The 20,488-nt window shown below is 42.5% G+C and carries 11 protein-coding genes; 3 read left to right on the forward strand and 8 right to left on the reverse strand.

Annotated features, from left to right (window positions below; translation table 11 throughout):
* Positions 1-53 precede the first annotated feature (53 nt).
* Complete coding sequence (locus tag AC59JO_RS25740; RefSeq protein ID WP_413668477.1) at positions 54-872, forward strand: helix-turn-helix transcriptional regulator; 819 nt, start codon at positions 54-56, stop codon at positions 870-872.
* Here AC59JO_RS25740 and AC59JO_RS25745 read toward each other — a convergent pair whose 3' ends face one another.
* From AC59JO_RS25745 to AC59JO_RS25780, 8 genes are all read right to left on the reverse strand, one after another.
* On the reverse strand, positions 873-3,974 hold the full coding sequence (locus AC59JO_RS25745; protein WP_413668478.1) for a DUF5107 domain-containing protein: 3,102 nt from the start codon (positions 3,972-3,974) through the stop codon (positions 873-875).
* A 7-nt stretch (positions 3,975-3,981) separates the two neighbouring features.
* Positions 3,982-6,963 (reverse strand): glycoside hydrolase domain-containing protein, encoded by a 2,982-nt coding sequence (locus AC59JO_RS25750; RefSeq protein WP_497309084.1) that lies wholly within the window; start codon positions 6,961-6,963, stop codon positions 3,982-3,984.
* A 223-nt stretch (positions 6,964-7,186) separates the two neighbouring features.
* A complete protein-coding gene (locus AC59JO_RS25755) occupies positions 7,187-8,203 on the reverse strand; it encodes a c-type cytochrome (RefSeq protein WP_497309086.1) in 1,017 nt (338 codons plus the stop codon).
* Positions 8,204-8,213: 10 nt separating this feature from the next.
* Positions 8,214-9,614, reverse strand: coding sequence for an aryl-sulfate sulfotransferase (locus AC59JO_RS25760; RefSeq protein ID WP_497309088.1), 1,401 nt, complete (start codon positions 9,612-9,614; stop codon positions 8,214-8,216).
* A gap of 88 nt (positions 9,615-9,702) precedes the next feature.
* The gene (locus tag AC59JO_RS25765; RefSeq protein ID WP_497309090.1) at positions 9,703-11,223 is read right to left on the reverse strand and encodes a RagB/SusD family nutrient uptake outer membrane protein; all 1,521 of its coding nucleotides are present in this window, start codon (positions 11,221-11,223) and stop codon (positions 9,703-9,705) included.
* Between the two features lie 39 nt (positions 11,224-11,262).
* Positions 11,263-14,373: a SusC/RagA family TonB-linked outer membrane protein gene (locus AC59JO_RS25770; RefSeq protein ID WP_497309092.1), complete on the reverse strand. Its 3,111-nt coding sequence runs from the start codon at positions 14,371-14,373 to the stop codon at positions 11,263-11,265.
* A 724-nt stretch (positions 14,374-15,097) separates the two neighbouring features.
* Positions 15,098-16,447, reverse strand: coding sequence for a Gfo/Idh/MocA family protein (locus tag AC59JO_RS25775; RefSeq protein WP_413668484.1), 1,350 nt, complete (start codon positions 16,445-16,447; stop codon positions 15,098-15,100).
* Between the two features lie 24 nt (positions 16,448-16,471).
* Positions 16,472-17,812, reverse strand: a complete 1,341-nt coding sequence (locus AC59JO_RS25780; protein WP_413668485.1) for a DUF3472 domain-containing protein — start codon at positions 17,810-17,812, stop codon at positions 16,472-16,474.
* 402 nt (positions 17,813-18,214) lie between these two features.
* Here AC59JO_RS25780 and AC59JO_RS25785 point away from each other — a divergent pair, with 402 nt between their 5' ends.
* Positions 18,215-19,240: a LacI family DNA-binding transcriptional regulator gene (locus tag AC59JO_RS25785; RefSeq protein ID WP_413668486.1), complete on the forward strand. Its 1,026-nt coding sequence runs from the start codon at positions 18,215-18,217 to the stop codon at positions 19,238-19,240.
* An 81-nt stretch (positions 19,241-19,321) separates the two neighbouring features.
* Positions 19,322-20,407, forward strand: coding sequence for a phosphotransferase enzyme family protein (locus tag AC59JO_RS25790; protein ID WP_413668487.1), 1,086 nt, complete (start codon positions 19,322-19,324; stop codon positions 20,405-20,407).
* The last annotated feature ends 81 nt before the right edge of the window (positions 20,408-20,488 follow it).

Genomic DNA, 20,488 nt, shown 5'->3' on the forward strand with positions numbered 1-20,488 from the left:
AATAGCACAAAGTTCGGTAGTTGTTAAAAGCTTATTTTATTTAAATTTGCCAAATGCTTATTCATTCCAGCCAAAACATAGATGCGGTTACTGCCGAAAACTTTTTCAGGGATATAGATAAACATCCTGAATCAGTTTATGTAATTAACTGGAAAACAGAACGAAACTTCCCAAACCACAGCCACAAAAAAGGACAGTTGATTTATATTGAAGGCGGGATCGCATACATCCACCTAACCGATAAAACTTTAGTGATACCAGCAAGGCACTATGTGTGGATTCCGGGTGGTATGATGCATTTTGTGGAGATGCATAAATCTGCAGTTACGCGTACGGTGTATTTTTACTGGCACGATGATGATAGTAACCCTTTTTACACGAAAGGCGGCATCTACCCTATCAACAATTTATTATTACAGATGCTTATTTACTCCGAACGGTGGAACGGTGATGTACACCCCGATGAACAGGCATTTCATTTTTTAGCGGGAATAAAAGCGATACTACCAGAGATTAGCAAAAAAGCATTACCTGTAGCGCTGCCCACTACCGATAATCCCCGGATGCACCCGGTATTGGATTATATGAATGAAAATGCTTTTGAACCTTTAACCCTATCATCTGTTAGCGAAGAAACCGGTTTCAGCGAAAGGACACTTTCGCGCCTGTTTCAATCAACCCTGCACACTTCATTTTTGCAGTATTTTAAGCTACTAAAAATGGTTAAATCCATTGAGCTGATGCTTCAAACTGATATGTCCATGAGCGAGATCGCCTACAAATTGGGCTATAACAGCTTATCTGCCTTTAGCGCTATATTTTACCAGTTAACTAAGATCAGGCCATCGGCATTCGCTAAACAGTTGAGATGATTACATCAAATGTTCCAATATCCTAATGCTTGCATCACTTACATCGCTTTCTTTAAAGGCCTTGCTTTCATAAACCTCCTTGCACCATTTGATCACTTTATCATCAGGGTATTTCTTGACTTCAGCATTTAACCAATTAATCGCCGCCGCGTTGCTATCTAATTTTTCAATAGCCCAGGCACTAACCAAGTGATTAGCCGAAAGGAAATTACTTACCGTATTATCAATTTGAGGTTTAAAGGCAGTTATTTTTTGCAGATACTGTGCAGCTTCATCAGTGTTGCCCATTTTTTTATAACACAGATAACTCATCCAGTCTTCCAGACGCTCATCGATATTTTCGACATAAGGCTTACCTACGCCGAGATTTGCCGGCCATTTTTTAGCTTCGGTTATATAAGTTAAAGCAGCATTATAGTTTTTAGCATCAAGTTTTTGAACCGCCTGCATTAATTCGGTTTCCCTGTACAACTCACGGCCAATAGTTGCGCCTTCAAACGGTAAAATATCAATCCCCGATAAAAGCTTGCCGCATTCTCTATAGCGCTTATTGAGCAGCAATGTTTTGGCGTATAACATGCCTATGATGTAATTATCGGGATGCGATCTATAAAACGGCTCAACGGTGATTAATGCTTTGGCATATTGCTTATTATTAACATAATACTCGCCAAGCAACTTGTTGTAGCGCCAGCCTTTATCAAGCTTGGCTGCCGTGTTTAGATCGGCCAGGACATCGTCGCCTGTTTCGATGGCAGCTCTTGCCGCATAAAAAGGTACAAAATCGGGCAGGTTGCCGCATTCAGCAAATAGTTTTTTGCTCTCATCAATACGATTACGGTCTTTATAAAGCAGCGCCAGGAAATACTTTGGCTTCCAGTTATTGCTTTGTTGCATAGCCCATTGCAACACCTCTTCATCGCTGTTGCGGAAAGGGAACACAAATGCAGCCGTTGCCGCATTGGCTTTCTTTAAAAATTCATTGAAAGGTCTGCCAGCCTTACTTTGCAAAAATGCAAGCTTGTAATACACCAGTGCATTAACCGGTGAAAGCTGTAAAACCTTTTCACTTTCGCTCAAACAGCCATTTTTATAATACCAATCCGCCAGATCAAAGTAACTTTCAATGGGCTGTTCATTTCGGATCATGGCTGTAAAGGCTGTTTTATTAGCCTCGGATGGCTGTGCCAAATATTGCTCAAACTGGGCAAAATGATTAAGCGGTTCATAAGTCAATATCGTATCTAAAACCTTTGCAGCATTCTTATTATCGTTCGAATGACGGTAAGCTACAGCCTGTACCTGTAATGAAGAAATATCTAAACGATTAAAATCCAGCGCCTTTGAAGCAAACTCGAGAGCCTTTATATCGTTCTTTTCTTTTAGATATAAACTACCTAAAGCTGAGTAAGCAGCATTGCGGTATTCAACCGATAAACCGGCCATATCAAAACCATCTTTAGCATCAGTCACATTACCCAGCTGCGCATTGATAGTGCCATAATAGTAGTTTGCAGCACCATCATTAGTATTGATGCTTAACGCAGTTTTGGCAAAGACCAAAGCTTCGGCATAACGCATATCACGGCACATTAATGCGGCCGACTGCACCAACGCAGGTAAAAGGTATGGATCTTTTTTTAATGCTGCCTGCAGTTTTTCTTCAGCTTCGGGGTACATTTTTTGATCCATAAACTCCCTGCCCTGGGTATATAGGCCATAGGCGCTGTTCCAGTCAAAATCTTTCGGCAAATCAACCGGGCGACTGAGGTTATCAGCTTCGGGGTTTGAATTATAGATCAGTTTATTACCACCCAAAGTTACCAGCATATCTCCAGCATCTGCCTTAACCGAATCGGCAAATAATTGAAGCGGCTGTAATGTTACTTTTTTGCTGTAGATCACTTTATCGCCCTGCTTTACCTTCAGCGTATCGGCTATTTTTTGAACCGGGTTAAAATAAAGTCTTATCCAGCCGCCGCCGGATTTGACGTTCAGCGCGCCATAGTTATTGGTCTGTACAAAGCCTTTAGTTTTCAATACAGGGTACCAGTATTCCGTCCAGGTATCTGATGAGCCCGGGGCAAAGCCTTTGTGTTTGAAAGGTGTAAAAGTACTTTTAACGGCAGTTTGGTTAAATAACCTACCCGATTGAATTTCGGAATATTGACCATCGCTATCAGTAAGCTGTTTTTCCCAGATCATGCCCTGATCTGACAGTCCCCAGATCCAGATCTTTTTACCTGCTTTATCCTCATGACCACCATACCTAGCCATACCAAAATCATCGTTATGCCAGTAAGCGCCAAAAAAATCGGTGTATTTGCCAAACACATGGTATGATTTATACCCGCCAAAATTGTTATTATCATAAAAGGCAAGGTCCTTCCCGTTCTGTTTATTGACAGGCCAGTCGGCATACTCGCCCTGGTGACCGAGGTATTTGGTGCCGGGGAAAATATATTCAAGTTTACCACTGGTTTTGATCCCGGTATTCATCCAGTGGTAATAAGGCTGTTCAAGTGGTGTTGAGTTATGCCAGAAAGATTTGGTCGTAAAGTAAGCCTTATCTGCCGGAAGATTTACTTCCATTGTCCAGGTGGTGTTGGTAAGCAGATCGAGTACGCTGATAAAACAGCTTACGCTACTATCGGCATTTGTACGGGTCAGGTAGTCGACCGGAGTAACCGAATTTGGTGTATGCCCGATGATACCATAATTAGGCTCGATGCCGCCGCTTGTCCAGGGCCCACGCATGGCGATATCCCTGAATTTCACTACATGGTTTTCATAAACAATTGGCTTACCTGTCGATTTTTCAATGGCCGACCAAATTTTGCCGCCAATCTGAGGTAAAATGGTTAACCTGATGTACGCGTTTTCCAACTCGACTATTTTCCAATCCTTTTGCACCGGTTTATCCGTAAACCCGTCATAACGGAAATATGGATAAATATTGGTGAATGCCGGTATCGGGTTAGGATCCGAAAAAGGATAAGTGGTAATAGCCTTAGTATACTCACGCACATTTGCCGTTTGCTGGGCAAATACTTTCAGGCCGCCAACGCAAAGGCATACGGCGATAAACCATTTTTTATTCATTACCGTGTTATTTAATGATCAACAGCCAGCCTTTACCTTTTTCAACCGGAATCCTGTCATTCAAGCCAAATGTTTTGCCCGGCTGAAAGCTTTTAATTTCGGGAGCAGTAATAGTTGCTTTGGCAGGATCGACGCCCAATTTTTTCCAGTCGATATTTAATTGAAAATCGGTATCAGCATCTTCCCAACTGGCAACGGCTACCATTGCCGCACCATTCTTTTGGTAAACAGTTGCTATCACTTTGACCTTATCGGTTTTCACCGGATTATCATCAACCCAGTAACCAATCATTTTTGTGCCTTTCATGCCAAAATTATCCCAGGCTTTCCAAATCGGGCGCGGATCGGCACCATCGCTCCATGGCATACGGTTGGTCATCCCGTAAACCATACCACGCCATTTATTACCTCCGCCTTGCAGCATCTCCCCCATTAAACCAAACGGTATACCGCTTACTTCGGTCAGGAAGAAATCAGGATCGTTTTTTTCGTAGTCGAAATACTCGCCAAACCACAAACGGTTGAGGTAAGGAAAATGCTCCATGTACAGGTTGGCGCTGTTATTAAACCCATCGCTTTTATTGTATTGATTAGCAGAGTGCAGATCAATAATCCCCGGGTGACCATCTTTGGTCAGTACGCGTTTGATGCGTTTCATGGTAACACGGTCAAAAGCCACATCGTCCAGGTAAATACCGTCGATACCTATGTTTTGGGTTAGCCAGTTCATTCCCTCTACATAGTAGTTATGCCAGCGGTTCATGCCGCTGTTAATGATGGCCGCGTCTTTAATCTCGGGTACAAACCATGCAGCTATGTAATCATCTCCCACATGCTCCTGCAACCAGCTAAAACCTCCGCCCTTACCCGGCGAATAAATTTCATGCCCCAAACTGCGTAAAGCAAATGTTTCGTATGCATGATTTGATAGCTCACGGATGGTATTGTAGATCTTCACCTTTAGCCCCGCCGCATGTGCCGAATCATCATAGGCTTTCATTTTTTGCCAGGCGATGAAAGGATAATTAATAGTAGGATTTATAGCCGTGGCATGGTGGATATTGATAAGCGTTGCACCTGCACTTTTGATAGTATCAATAGGTTTGTATGAATGATAGAACCTCGTAGCCCACTGAAAATCGGTATTGATAGTATGGAAAGGCGTTACCAGCAGGGTAAAGTTATAATACAGCTCATCCCCTTTTTTCAGATCACGCTCGCCGCTGTAGTTATTAGCCAGCACCGCTTTACCATCAAAGGCCACTTTAATGCCACCTTTATTATCATTGCCCCATGAGGTAGGCAGCAATAAAGGTTTTTGCAGATAAAAATTGGTATTCAGCGGACGAACATATTTTTCATCTCTTAATGAATACTGCAAACCACCGTTCACATTCCCTATCCAGGCGCCATCCTGGTTTTTATGGGCTACATCCCACTTCCATTCAAAGTTTTCGGGACGGTAGCCGCCTTTTTGGCCAAGGCCCATCATGTATTTGGCAAAATCCTTTTTAAAAGGAATGTGCATGGTAATATCTTTCAGGCTAACGTCATGCAAGGCTTTTACCTTTACCGTGTAAGCCATGAAACCATCAAATTCTAATGAAGCAATTACGTCCATCTGCAGGCTATCATTGGCGCTTACTGCCGTCCACTGCACAGTACCTGCTTCTTTTTTGGTGAATTGCACACCCTGGCTTTTCAGGTTTATCTTTTTCCCGGCGGCGTCAATAAAATGAAAGTGGATACCTTCTGTAAGCAGGTTATTCGGAGCTGCGGCATACTCCGTCATTTCAGGGGTAAAATAAGTTTGGATCTGTTTTGGGAAACCATCCTTGTTTACTTCTACTTTACGGCCTAACAGACTTACTGTATTACCATTTACCTCAAGCGGGGTATACGGTGCAATAACGGTATTTTGCTGTGCCATGGTTGAGTTTAACCAACCAAGGCGAGTCATTTTATAAGGCTCGCTTACACCGCCGTCTTTCGATACTTTGGTAGTTACTTTTATAGATAAAGCAATTGTTTTTGTCGGCTTTCCGCCAATGCTGATTGTGGCTTTACCTGTATAAACTGAAGGTAAAATGGCCGCGGGCACATCAATTCCGCACCATAAGGCCTGGATATCACCTTTGGTTACGTTTACTACTTTAGTAAGCGGTTTAGCATCGTATGTAGTACCTCCGGTATTGATGCAAAACAGTGCCGAAGCCGGAATAACCTTACCAGTGGCTGATTTAAGGTCACTGAATGTTACCTGCACATTTTCGATATTCTGCAACGCATAAATACCAAGCTGAAATGCAAAGTTTTCTCCGCGGGCTGCTTCACCGGTAAATGCTGTTCGTGGACCAAGCTCTATCCAGCGTTGCGGCAGATCTTTAGTCATTCGGATGGAATTCATTCTATCTTCCGGAAAAACTAAAAATGCTTCAGACTTATGCATATTCAGCAATGCCTCAGTCTCTGCTTTGGTAGCAATTACCTCCATCGGATAAAAACTGTTAAAAGCATCTATCGACTGAAATTCTTTTACCGAAGCTAAAGGAGCTTTACCATTTATGGTATTAAGCCATTCAATCGAAGCTGTATTTTCTGGTTTAAGGTAAACACCTTTAGGATAGTTTGAGCGCCCCTCATTTTTATAAGGCATGTAATACACAAAATAAGCGCCCTTGCCCGATGTTGGCTCAAAATACAGCTCGCCGCTTTCACGGTTTATTAAGCCGATTTTTACGTTAGTAATTTTTTGTTTGGTTTTAGCATCCTCAATAATGATCCGCTTGTTTTCGGGCTCATTATCCCTGCGTCTCCAATTGATCACGGCTTTAGCCACTTTACCTGTGCCGTTAAAAGTTAATACCACACGATGGTTGCCTAATGAATCGGCCAGCCAGCATTTTTCGCAATTGGTATAAGGTACTTTTTGTGCCGATGCCGCGAAGCCGGTTAAAAGAAAAGTGATAGCTAAAAATTGTTTTTTCATGAAATAAATTTAGTCAGTCTTTTTATAATATCTTTTTGGAAGATTTTTTATTCCCTCCCCTGGGAGGGGTGCGTTCGGACCGCGCGGTGGCGGGGAGGGGTTTTGCGCTATGCAAACTAAAATAAGCCTATCGTAGAAACCCCTCCCTACACTCTCCCAAGGGAGGGAATCGCGCTATCCCACGCTTTCTGCATCCGTGCAACCAATCGAACGGTCACTTATTTTAAATAGCCGGAGTAATCCCCTTTCCTTCCCAATAGTCAATTATCGGTTTATATGGCCCATATTTATGCTGTTCTTCTGAAAAAGGATCTTTAAAAGGCCCTTTATCATAATCAATCGCTTTTTCTTCGTAATGCGGATAATCAACCTCTTTGGTGGTTTTAGGCAACGGACGTTTGTGTTTTTTATCGTCGTTTACAAAAGCTGCAATATCAAGCGCCTGGGCATCGGTCAGGAACGGTTTGCCTTCGGCGGTTTTATCATAAGGCATGTTACCCTTTAACCATTGCGCTAATTTAACCACACGGTGCATACTTGAACCCGGACGATAGGCCAATAATCCCCATACCGGCGGATATTCATAGCTTACATTATCAAAACGCATTTTACCTTCGCCGTTTTTAGCATGGCATCGCTCACAATTTTGAGCGTACAGAACCTCGCCCCTGTCTGATGAAGCCGCTACATCCGGCAGCTCGACCTCCATGTTTTTTAAACCTTTCGTGGTTTTAGAAACATTTGACGAATCGCTCAAAAACTTCAGGTAAGCCATGATCGAGATCATCTCTTTGCCATCCAATGGCAGCGGTTTGCCCAGGTTAGGGCGCATTACACAATTGTTGATGCGCTCGGCCAAAGATAAAATCCTGCCCTCTCTTGCCCTATACTGTGGATAATCACGAAATGACCTTACCAGATTAAAAGCGTATGGCCTTGTGCCTGCATCGCGGTGGCAATTGGTACAGTTCATTTTGTTGCCGGTATAATGACCGTTAATTCCTTCGGGACCTATATAATAGGCAGTATGCAACATCAGTTCCCGGCCGTAACGCACAGCATCACCGTATTTACCGCCGGGCATTTTGGAGGTATCCACAGCAACCAAGTTATTCACGGCTGCCGAATCAACTTTATCCGCCTCTTCGGCCCTGCTGCCGCTGCATGATACTAATTGCGTCGCGTTAGCCAAAGCAAATAATAGCAACAGGAAAGTTATATATTGATATTTCTTTTTCATTTTTAATGATCTATGGTTTTAAAAATGGATCAAGTTGTTCGTATTTGATAAAACCGGCACGGTAAGTGGGTACCGATGTTTCCATCGTCCATTGTAAAACGCCTTTATTGTTTGCCAGCACCACAATGTGCCTTTTGGAGCAACATACCAATGTGGTTGTATCATTAATCATATAGGCACTGCCCATACGGCCGTTAAAAATTTCTTTAGGTAGTTTAATGTGCATGGCAATGGTTGATGTTTGATTTTTTTCGTCAATTTTCATTGCATACACCCCCGACTGGTGTTTCTCTACCCCGTTGTCAAAAAACATGAGGTTTCCCTGCTTATTGATGTGGGCGGCATGGGCTTGGGTAAAGTTGCAATCGGCAGGCATGGCAATAGTACCGCCCTTGCCAAATTTGTAAATCACTTTACCATTATGGGCATCAATCTTCCAGATCTGCCCGTTGTTATAAAACGACATCAGATAATTGCCATCAACATCATAATTTAAACTGTTGGCATGCATCCAGTCTTTTTTGGTTTTCAGGATCTTCGGATCTTTCAGCGGATCCATTACATCAAACACGCTCCATTTATAAAGCTGCTTACCGGTTTTATCCATCACCATAATGCCATCTCCGTTAACGGTATCCTGTTTACTACCTCCAACAGATGTGAGGTCCATGATTTTTTTATCAACAAAAATGGTTACCAGCTGGCCTTTATCATTCTTCAGTATTTCGTGATGAATGGTTTGCTTAAAATCGCCTTGCCCTTTGGTGAGGTGGAGCAAAGTATCGCCCAGCATATTGATCTCCAAAATCTCGCTGCCGTAACTTGTAGGTTCGTCGTTGCGGCCTAAAATAGAAAGCAAGGTTTTATCCTTTGTAAAGTTGATCACCTTAAATCCCAGCCTATCAATCATGTGGTACCACCTGATCTGTCCTTTAGCATCAACCAAAAACGCCACACCGGGCGCATAACGTTTATTGATAAGCATTAAACCATCATTGAACTGTGCTGGCAAGGTGGCTTTCGCGGCAACTTTTGCATTAAATTGCTCCTGCAAAAACAGTGGTAACTGGTGCGATTTAAAGGTATGGGGTTTGCTCACAACCGTATCGCCACCATCTACAGTTACGATATGATATGAGTAAGTGGTATCAGGCAAAATATTGCAGAGTACAAGCTTATACGATGTGCCGTTGCCGGTGGTGGTCGACCGGTATTTTACCGGCTGCTTACCTTCTATCCAGTATTCGGCGTACAGATCAACAGGCTTGCTGGTCATAACATCAAGCTTAATCTTTAACTCGTTGTTGTTGTACAAACCTATATGAATTTCTTTTACCAGGTTACCGCCCGAACAACCACAGATGATTGAAACTAATAACCCCGCCGCTAAGACTTTAAACCAATGCTTCATCACTAAATTTTGTAATACCGGTTAAACAGTAAAGAATATACAACTTTTTAAAGGCTGTATATTCTTTACCAATATTTAAATTGTATGCTTATTGTTGTCTGCCCGAATTATTCAGGTTAGGGTTAATGTTAACCTGGTTAAGCGGATACGGGAAATACTCGTCGCGCGGCAACTGTACGGTATTGGTTTGGCCAATACGTTTTAAGTAAGCATTCACGACCACATCATATTTTCCAAAACGTTTCAGGTCGGCCCTTCTTTTGCCTTCATAATACAGCTCCCAGCCACGTTCCTGTAATAAAGCATCGCGGAAAGTTGCCTGGGTAAGGTTAGCTTGTACCAATAACTTGGCGTGTGCCCTGCCTTTAACCTGGTTTACCAATGAAACAGCCTCGGCAGTTGGCCCGCCTAACTCGTTTAAAGCTTCGGCGCGGCTCAATAATACATCTGCATAGCGTAAAACATCAACACTATGACCATCATAGTAAGTGTTAGCACCGTTTGGATCGGCATACTTCATGGTTGCAACGTCCGGCATATATAATACGCCATCCGGAGCGGTAGCGCCCTGCGAAGGAGCTTGTTTGTGCGTCAGCCCGTCAACACCCTGGTATTGAGTAAAGAACATTTTCTTGCGATCGTCCTCATCGCCGTAGCTGTTGTAAAAATCCCAGGTTACAGCATAGTATTGCCACCTGTCGGTTAACACCGGATGGCTCAGCGGACCAAAGTGGTTCAATAACTCTGTTCCATTAACATTAGCATCGCTTAATACCGAAAAGATATTTTCAGAGCACCATGTATTAGATTCTTTAAACAAACCCTCGTAGGTTGGATATAACTGGTAAATTCCTAAATCTATTACCTGTTTAGTCAAATCAGCAGCCTTTTGCCATTGGTGCTCACGCAGATAGATTTTGGCCAGCAGGAACATCGCTGCCCCCTTGGTAGCGCGGCCAACATCATTGGTTGTATAGATATCGCTTTTGGTATAATCTGTAGGCAGCACATTGATTGCATTTTGCAGATCGCTGATCATCAGCGCATCAACATCCGCAACAGGACTTGGCGCAGTCTGGGCCTTATAATCAGGATTGGCTACATCTTTTTCGGTATTCAAGATCACCGGCCCCCAGGCGTCGGTAAGATCAGAATAAGCAATTGCACGTAAAAATTTCATTTCGGCTAAAAACTGATTTTTCTGAGCATCTGTGATACTCTTCATTGCCCCGATATTGTAGATAGCGTTATTGGCATTGGCTACCAGCTTATAGATCTGCTTGTAATCCTCAGCTATCAAACCATTGGCCGAGTTCCACTGCACCAGTGATAATTGCCCAGGGTCGCCAGCGTAGCTACAGTGGCCTACATCGGTGGTTAAATCGGTAAGGGCGAAGTGCCTTACTGTCCAATAGTCGAAGTTATCACCAACAGACGGACCTTTCAGACGGGCATAAACCGCGTTCACGGCCGCAATAGCGTCAGACTTGGTAAGAAATGCATTTTGGCTTGTTAAGCTACTGTATATTTTAGGTTCAAGGCTGGATTTGTTACACGAAAATTGTGTAATAACCGTAGCTGCAAGGAGTAGAATATTATATTTTTTCATTTGATTTAAATTTTGTTGATCCCTTAAATGGATAATTCATTAATGGATAGATGCCTTAATACCGAACGTTACCGTTTTAAATGCCGGGAAGGAGTTAAAATCTAAACCACCTCCAAGAGCAGACCGGATCGGAACCTGGCCAGGGTGTGCGCCAGTGTCATCGGCATGTACGTTTGCTTCCGGGTCGGTACCTTTATAACCGGTAATGGTCCACAGGTTTTGCGCTTCGGCATAAATCCTGATGCCTTGTAAAATTTTCATATTTTGAAATAACGAGGCCGGGAAGTTGTATGCCAGCGTAAGCGATTTCAAACGCACATAAGAGGCATTTTCAACAAAACGTGAGTTTACGTAGCTACCATAGGTGCTCAGGTAATAACCTTCACGCGGGATAGATGTATTTTCGTTTTTACCTGCAACAAACCTGTTCAATGCAGCTGCTCCGGTTGTTGATTCCAATACCATGTTGTTCATATTGTACAGGTAGTAATCAAATGCTCCCTGGAAAAATATACCCAGATCGATGCCTTTGTAATGAAAATCGTTACCAAAACCGGCCATGTAATGTGGGTTTGAGTTGCCCAGGTAAGTACGGTCGGCCGGAGTAATTACACCATCGCCATTAACATCTTTGTATTTAGGGTCGCCTGCTTTTGAATTTGGTTGCGGGGCATAGCTTTCCCCTGTTTTTATAACACCCTGGTATACATACCCATACAGCTCACCAAGCTCAATACCTGGTACAACCCTTGTAAACTCCTGGCCCGAAACGGTACCGCTTGGGTTGGCGGTATTAGTGCTTATTATTGTAACCCCCGGACCTAAATCTAACGCCTTTTGTTTGTTGTAAGCAAATGTCACTGTAGTATTCCATGACAGGTCTTTGCTGCGCAGGTTGCTGGTATTTACCGAAAGCTCAATACCCCTGTTTTGGATAGCACCGCCATTGATCCATTGTGTTCCATTAGTAGCGCCCCATTGTGCCCCAATCGGTACCTGGATAAGCAGGTCGGTAGTTTTTTTACTGTAATAATCGATACTTGCGTTGATACGGCCATTAGCAAAGCCCATATCTAAACCAATATCCAATTGTCTTGTTGCCTCCCATTGCAGGTTAGGGTTTGCAAGATTTTTGGGCTCGATACCTGGTTGTAGCTGGCCGCTTCCGTTAAGCACTGTGCTGTAGGGCCCAAACGTTGCAAGATATAAACTTGCAGGGATACGGTCGTTACCGGTAACACCGTAGCTGACACGGGCTTTTAAATTAGAAAAAGTATTCAGATCTTTTACAAAATCTTCATCAGTTAATTTATAAGCCACAGCACCAGCCGGGAAAAAGCCAGAACGCTTGTTTGAACCAAACTGCGATGAGCGGTCATCACGATAAGAGAATGACGCAAGGATCTTATCCTTATAGGCATAATTTAACCTTGTGAAGTACGAGGTAAGAAAAGCCTCCGCTTTGCTGCTTCCGTAACCATTACTTAATGATCCTGCATTTAAATTATAATAAAGGAACGCATCAGTTGAAAAACCTTTTGCGCCGGAAAGTAATGATTCGGCAACATCTTTTTGGTTTGACGTACCTAACAATACAGTAAAATCGTGGTCTTTTTTAATATTGAACTTATAAGTCAAATAGTTTTCAGCAATCCACCTGAAGTTTGAATAGATCTGCTCTGCTGCCACACCACCCTGTTTTGCGCCTGCAATTGTTGTTGATGGCAGGTATTGGCCTGTAGTGGTTTGATTAAACTCCGTACCAGCTGTAAGATGGTAAGTTAACCCATTGATGATCTTATAATCCAAACCAACATTGGCATTGATCAATTTATTGCCACTGTTATTTGTTGGCTCCAGCAAACCTGCTAATGCGTTGGTTTTGGTACCCTGGGTAACGTAATAATTGTATGTGCCATCAGCATTATAAGGTGCCACGTTTGGTGGTGCAGTCAATAAGCTAAACAAAGGTGCGGTGATATCGCCTGAGTATGATTGTAAAGTTGAGGTTGAATTTGCACCATAGAAGTTACCGCTGATTTTAATGTTTTCATTCACCGTTTTTTCGGCGCCTATTCTTGCGGTATACCTTTCAAAACCGGTATGTTGCAGTACACCTACCTGTTTAATGTGGTTACCGGCGATATATAATTTTGAGTTCTGGTCGCCTGCGCTTAAGCTGAGGCTTTGATTTTGAACTGTAGCATTGCGGGTTGCCAGTTTTAACCAGTTGGTATTGGCCACCTGGAAACTTGATGGATAAGGTTGAGGCTTGCCATCTTCAAGAGCGGTAGCATTTTGGATATCAGTATACTGCTGACCGGTTAACAGGTTGGGCTTATATGTTAAATATTGCGTACCGCCAGATATATCAGCATCTAAAGATACTTTACCATTTTTTCCTTTTTTGGTAGTGATCAAAACAACACCATTACCACCTCTTGAACCATAGATGGCAGTTGCAGATGCATCTTTCAGCACCTGGATGTCTTCAATATCGTTAGGGTTTACCTGGCTACCGGCTTCACTAATGAAACCGTCAACCACATACAGCGGCGCTGTAGAAGTATTGATGGAGTTACCACCCCTTACGGTGATATTGATTCCAGAGCCTGGCGCAAAGCTGGCCTGTTGTACCTGTACACCGGCTGCTTTACCCTGAATAGCCTGGCCGATGTTAGATGTAGTACCGCCAAGCGTGAGGTTATCACTTTTGATTGAACTGATGGACCCGGTAAGGTCGCCTTTTTTAACGGTACCGTAACCTACTACTACTACTTCATTCAGTTTGTTGAGGTCTTCCTGCAAAGTAATAGTTACGTCAGAGGAACCGCTAATTGATACTTCCTGTGGTTTATACCCTACATAAGAAACAACCAATATTGTTGAATTACCTTTTAATGTAATTTTAAACTTACCATTAACATCAGTTGTAGTGGTATTTTTAGCACCTTTTTGGGTAACGGTAGCGCCAATTACCGGACCGTCTTTATCTTTTACGCTACCGTTGATTACTGTTTGCGCATTGGCAAGTACCGGCAATAATAGTAGCAGGCAACAGCACATCAATTTAAAAAGGCCGTTGATCTGCCTCCTTAAATAAATGTGTTTGCTGAAGCCCTGATCGGGGTTTGAGTAAATTTTAATCATACGTGGTGGTGTTAGTATTAATTAATTGTTAGTTTTCTGTTGCGATTTAGCCCTGTTTTTGAATATTGGAAATTAGAGATACCGGATTTTGAAAGCAAAAAATCGCCCCTCCAAACACAGCGCAAACGTTTGCTTTGACCTAAAACAAGCCTACGCAAACGTTTGACTCAAAGTAATTTGCGGTGATAATTGGCAATAATTGAGGTTATTAGAAGTGTTAAACAAGCCTTTATTATGAGGAATCAGGAATTAATTTTACGCAATCGGCGTATTTAGGGCTAACGATCAAAGAATTTGATTATGAGCAGGTTGAAAAAAAATTATGTCATTGCGAGCGCAGCGTGGCAATCGCATGCTATACAGAGCGGCCTGCTTCCGTGCGATTGCCACGTTGGCTTATAATGACGCAATCGTAAGTTATTGATTATTAAGCATGTTTTTTGATCGATTTTTATAACATGGGCGTTGCCTTCGGCCCGGGCTTTCCGTTACAAGTCCTCGCCTTGCCCGCGCACAAACCCAGCGCTCGCTGCGGGCTTTTCACTGCAATCCCTCGCGGCCCCCGCGCAACATCCTTAAAATATATTTTACGCGTCACCATGGTTTTTCTCAGGGATTCCCTGGTGGTTACTCAATGACATGTATTTTGGCTATTACGTTAAAAAAGTAAAGCCCGGATTTTGGCCAGGCTAAACATAGAACATGCAAAAAATATAAACGATAATTAAAAGCCGCTATCATCAAGCGCGAAGGTATTTTTACGCTCCTTCCATTTGCCTTTGGTAAAATCAGGGAACTCCACACTGGCGTTACCTTCTTTTAATGATCTGGTTGATAAAGGTGTAATTACACTCATGGTAACAGAGTCATAAACATCAATAGGTGTTTGACGTTTTTGCTTAACCGACTCTACGAAAGCGTTAAACACAAACCAGTCCATACCTCCGTGACCGGCGCCTTCGGCAAACTTTTCGTATTTTTTCCAAAGCGGGTGGTCATATTTATCAAACCATTCTTTTGCAGGGTCCCATGAATCGTCTTCCTTTGATTTATGGTCGATGTACACGCTTTGGTTTACATCCATCCACAAACCTTTAGTACCCTGCACCCTGAAGCCTAATGAATACGGGCGAGGCAGGTGAGTGTCATGGCTCAGCATTACGGTCTCGCCATTGGCGCAGTTGATCATGGTGGTAGTAACATCACCGTTTTTATAATTGATCTTAGCATTCGGGTGGCCCGGAGATAGTTCCTCTACATAGGCCGCCAAACCGCGGGCTTTTGAACTGAATGACACCAGGTTGGTAAAACGGTTACCGGCATTGATATTGGCATAGTGCATACACGGACCAGCGCCATGTGTTGGGTAGATATCGCCATCCACATCAATATTGAATTGCGTTCGCCATTGCGCTTCGCTCAAAGCTTTAGGGCCAAACTCAACGCCGCCTCCGTAATAATGCTTGCCGTCATTGAATAATACACCTCTTAAATTGTGCTGATATCCGCCTTCCAAATGCAGGATTTCGCCAAACAGATCCTGGCGTGCCATGTTCAAAGCAGCCATCACATCACGACGATAGCAAACGTTCTCGAGCGTCATGTACGGCATCCCTGTTTTTTCAGATGTACGCACAATATCCCAATGATCTTCTACCGTAAGACCTGCAATCACCTCGCAACCTACGTATTTACCGGCTTTCATGGCATCAATGGCCTGCGAATGGTGAAACTGCCACGGCGTAGCAATAATTACCGCATCGATATCTTTATGATCAAGCAGTTTTTTGTAGGCATCCAGTCCGCCGGTGTATTCCTTTACGGGCGCATGGCCTTTTTTGGCGATGTATTCGCGGCAAATTTTCAGTGAACTTTCCTGCGTATCGCAAATGGCTACGATCTCCACATCATCACGAAGCAAGCCTTCGGCAATATGGCTCATACCACGGGCACCTACGCCAATGTAACCTAAACGGACTTTTGCAGGAGCCGAAGCAAACAGGCTTCCCGAAGGTAAAATGCTAAAACCGGCTGCCGCTATTGCGCTGGTTTTCAAAAATTGTCTTCTTTCCATATATAATTTTGAGGTTTTTGGGGCTTATTTATTAGGGAGTTTTTCAAATTCAATTAAAGGTTTTTGCTTTGTTGCGCTGCGATCGTAGGGAGTTTTAAGCGGGACATAATTATTAAAGAAACCGCCATTCTGAAGGAAGAACTTATCGCCTTCTTTTCCTCCTGCATAATCCTTACGATAGTTGGCATTAGCCGTAGCATCGCCGGTATAAATAGCATGCGTAAGCTCCAGCCAGTTATTTTCGCTGTCTCCTATCCACTGGTTGGTAAAAAAAGCCTTGCGGATCTTATCACCGTTTTCGGGTTCAAAATTTTCCACAAACGAATACAAATGTGTTAAGTAAGTGGCCTTTTGCGGGCGGGTAAAGCTCGCTACCAGAAACCATTTATCTGCAGCTACATCTTTAAAGTATGCAGTATAAGTAGTTGTATGTTTTGCATTATCCGGCTCGGCACCAAGCAAAAAGGCGTAGGCTTGCCCGGCTTTCCAGGGAAAGCGCATATAGCTTTGGCCGCCAGATCCTTCATTGCCAAACTCGCCGATGTGTACATTACTGCCGTGTTTAACAAGTTTAATACGCATGCTATCGGGTATGCTTTTAGGATCTTCGGTATTAAAGGGGCTCCATACCGAAAATAATACACGGCGTTCGGTTGCCGAATTTACCTGCATACCGAAATATCCCTCGCCAAAACCATCGGCCATAAAGTATGAACCTATTACGTCCTGTCCTTTGGGTACTATGATCTCATTATAAAACCATTTTACTTTATTCTCCTTATCTGCAGCCACAGGATAACGTAAATGCACCGACGGGCCCCTCCTGCCAAAATGAAACGAGCTGCCTTTTGTAACATAAGCAATATCGCTATCCGTTTTTTGCAGGGTAACTACCAGGTCAGATACATCTGCATAAACAGCACCGGTTTTGTTGATCCCTTTTAAACTTACCTTTATATAGCCGGGGTTGGTAATATGTACCTTTCCGATGCTTATGGTATCAAATGTAGTGTTGCTTAGTTTTTTAGTGAACGTATTTTTCCCTGTTGATAGTTGTAACGCACTACTACCTTGCGGAACCCGTACCACCAGCGCAAGCTGAATATCCTGCGGAACGCTAAGTCTGAAATAAATATCAGCAGTTGATTTTGGGCTTTTCAGACCAATTAAGCCTTCATCAGTAATTGTATCTGGCGCACTTACCCAGGCGTTGCCGCCAAGCGGAATTATATGACGCAATTTGCTTACGTCGATACGTGTGTTTTGCGCGATAGCAAATTTGCTACTGATCGTAATAAATAATAGCGAGAGATAAAATATGGTCGTTTTCTTAATCATTGGCTTATCAAGCTGGTACGGTTTCATAAATGTAATCGCATTAATGGCTTTAATAAAAAATAAACCGTGCAATTTTCAACGCAAACGTTTGAAAAATGGCCATAATTATCCTTTTATTGGCATTAATTGATTAGCAGGCATTTACTACATATAACTTCCTTTTCAAAAAATGGAGGCAAGCATCACTTCAGTAGCCTTTATTTGTTCAGAATCTTCATCACAGCCAGGTGCATCTGTGATTAAAACAGATGATTTCAAATGCGGAAAGGCCGATATTCAAATCTCACCAATAACAGCTGAGTAAGGTTTATAAATTAGTTATCATAAACGCAAAACGCAACGCAAACGTTTGCAATTGAGCCCAAAACGGCCATAATTTGATAATAATCGCTTAACTTTAACTATAAAAACAACATTAGCTCATCATTAATGCAAACAAAGCCAACTACTATAAAAGAGATAGCGCAAATATTAGGCATCTCAGTGTCCACTGTGTCAAGGGCCCTGCATGACCATCCAAGCATAGGGCTAACCACGAGGGCAAAAGTTAAGAAACTGGCCGGCGAATTAAATTATGAGCCTAATCAAACTGCCATTTTTTTGCAAAAAGGCAAAACACTTACCATCGGTGTTATTTTACCCGAGCTCTCGGAAGCCTTTTTCTCATCGGCGATAAGTGCTATTGAAGACACTGCCTACAAAAAAAATTATACGGTACTGCTGGCACAATCACATGACGATGAGCAAAAAGAAAAGCAACTGGTTGAAAAAATGAAAAATCACCGGGTTGATGGGCTGCTTGTATCGGTGGGGAAAAACACCTCATCCTATCAACACTTTGAAAACTTAAAGAAATATAATATCCCTGTAGTTTACTTCGACAGGATCCCGTCTATCCCTAATATCCATTATGTGGCTTGCAACATGGAAATCGGCACTATCGAAGCAGTTAGCTATCTTTTAAAAAAGGGTCACCGCGCAATTGGTATGATCAACGGGCCGCAAACCATGGTTGCCACCGGCGAACGTAAAGAAGGTTACATCAAAGCCATGACCAAAAACAGGCTTAAGTATGACCCTTCGCTTATAGTTTCGTGCGATTTGACCGAAGAAGGAACAAAAAAAGCATTGGATGAATTATTAGCCAGCAAACGCAAACCAACCGCAATAGTAACGTTTAATGATTATGTGGCGCTTTTTGCTATTAAACATGCAACTAAATTAAACATCAGGATCAATAAAGATCTTGAGTTTGTAAGTTATGCCAATTTACCGCTTATCCATTATATGGAGAATATTCCTGCTGCCTCGGTTGAACAATTTCCTTATTTACAGGGGCAAAAAGCAACCGATATACTGATGGACCTCCTGCATCACCAGGATACCGGAAGCAATGAACCAAGCGCCTTTTATAAGGTTATCATTGAATCGCAACTGGTTGAAAACAAAAAATAAATCCAAACAAAAAACACTCAAACGTTTGCGCATGGCTATCGCTTTTCAATTAGCTATGTTTGATGAGTTAATACCTATAATATGTTTAATGATATCCTTATAAATTTTGGATTAAACGTTTCTGAACATGATATCCAGCCTTTTGGCTCGGGTTTGATAAACCATACTTATAAAATAAGTAGTATTAACCAGGCTTACATCCTTCAGCAAATCAACGATTCTGTTTTCAAACACCCCAATCATATCGACAATAACCTGGTACTGATAAAACAATACCTTGATGAAACCAATCCTCAATACCTTTTTGTAGCACCGTTAAAAAGCCAAACAGGGAAGTCCATCATTCAAGCTGCTGATGGCAAGTATTACAGGTTGTTTCCCTTTATTGAAGGTTCGCATACGGTAAATTTTTTGCAGGACACTAAAGAAGCTTATAGTGCCGCCGTACAATTTGGCCGTTTTACCAGGCTGTTAAACCATTTTGATATCAGCAAACTTGAATACACGCTTACCGATTTTCATAACCTGAAATTACGCTCTGAGCAGTTTGAACAAGCACTTCAAACAGCATCCGATGAAAAACTAAAACAAGCATCCAACGAAATAAAAAAAGCCCGCGGCTATGTAGAAATACTGCATACCTATAACCAGTTTACTGCAAACGAGGAAATTAAGCTACGCGTAATCCATCACGATACCAAAATAAACAATGTATTGTTCGATCAAGATCAAAATGCGCTTTGCCTTGTTGACTTGGATACAGTAATGCCTGGTTATTACTTAAGTGACGTTGGCGATATGATGCGCACCTATTTATCACCGGCTAACGAGGAAGAAAAAGATTTGGATAAGATTGTAATCAGAACCGATTTCTTTAAGGCTATATATAAAGGGTACATGAGCGAAATGGGGAGTATTCTTACCGAAACCGAAAAGCAATACTTCATTTTTTCGGGTAAACTGATGATCTATATGCAAGGGCTCCGCTTTTTAACCGATTTTTTAAATAATGATGTTTACTACGGGGCACAATACGAAGGCCATAATTTAATTCGCGCTAAAAACCAGTTTAAACTGCTTGAGGGTTATATCTATGCCGAACCCGCATTCAAAGAAATAATTGCAGGCGTTGATAAAGAATTACTGGCTGTCACTAACGATATTTAAAATACTATCCGGCGAGCCGGGTGGCATAATGTTACCAACAAACCTTGCACCGCCATCACTAAATTCATACTTTCGACGCCC

It is taken from the genome of Mucilaginibacter sp. A5337 (assembly GCF_059690695.1).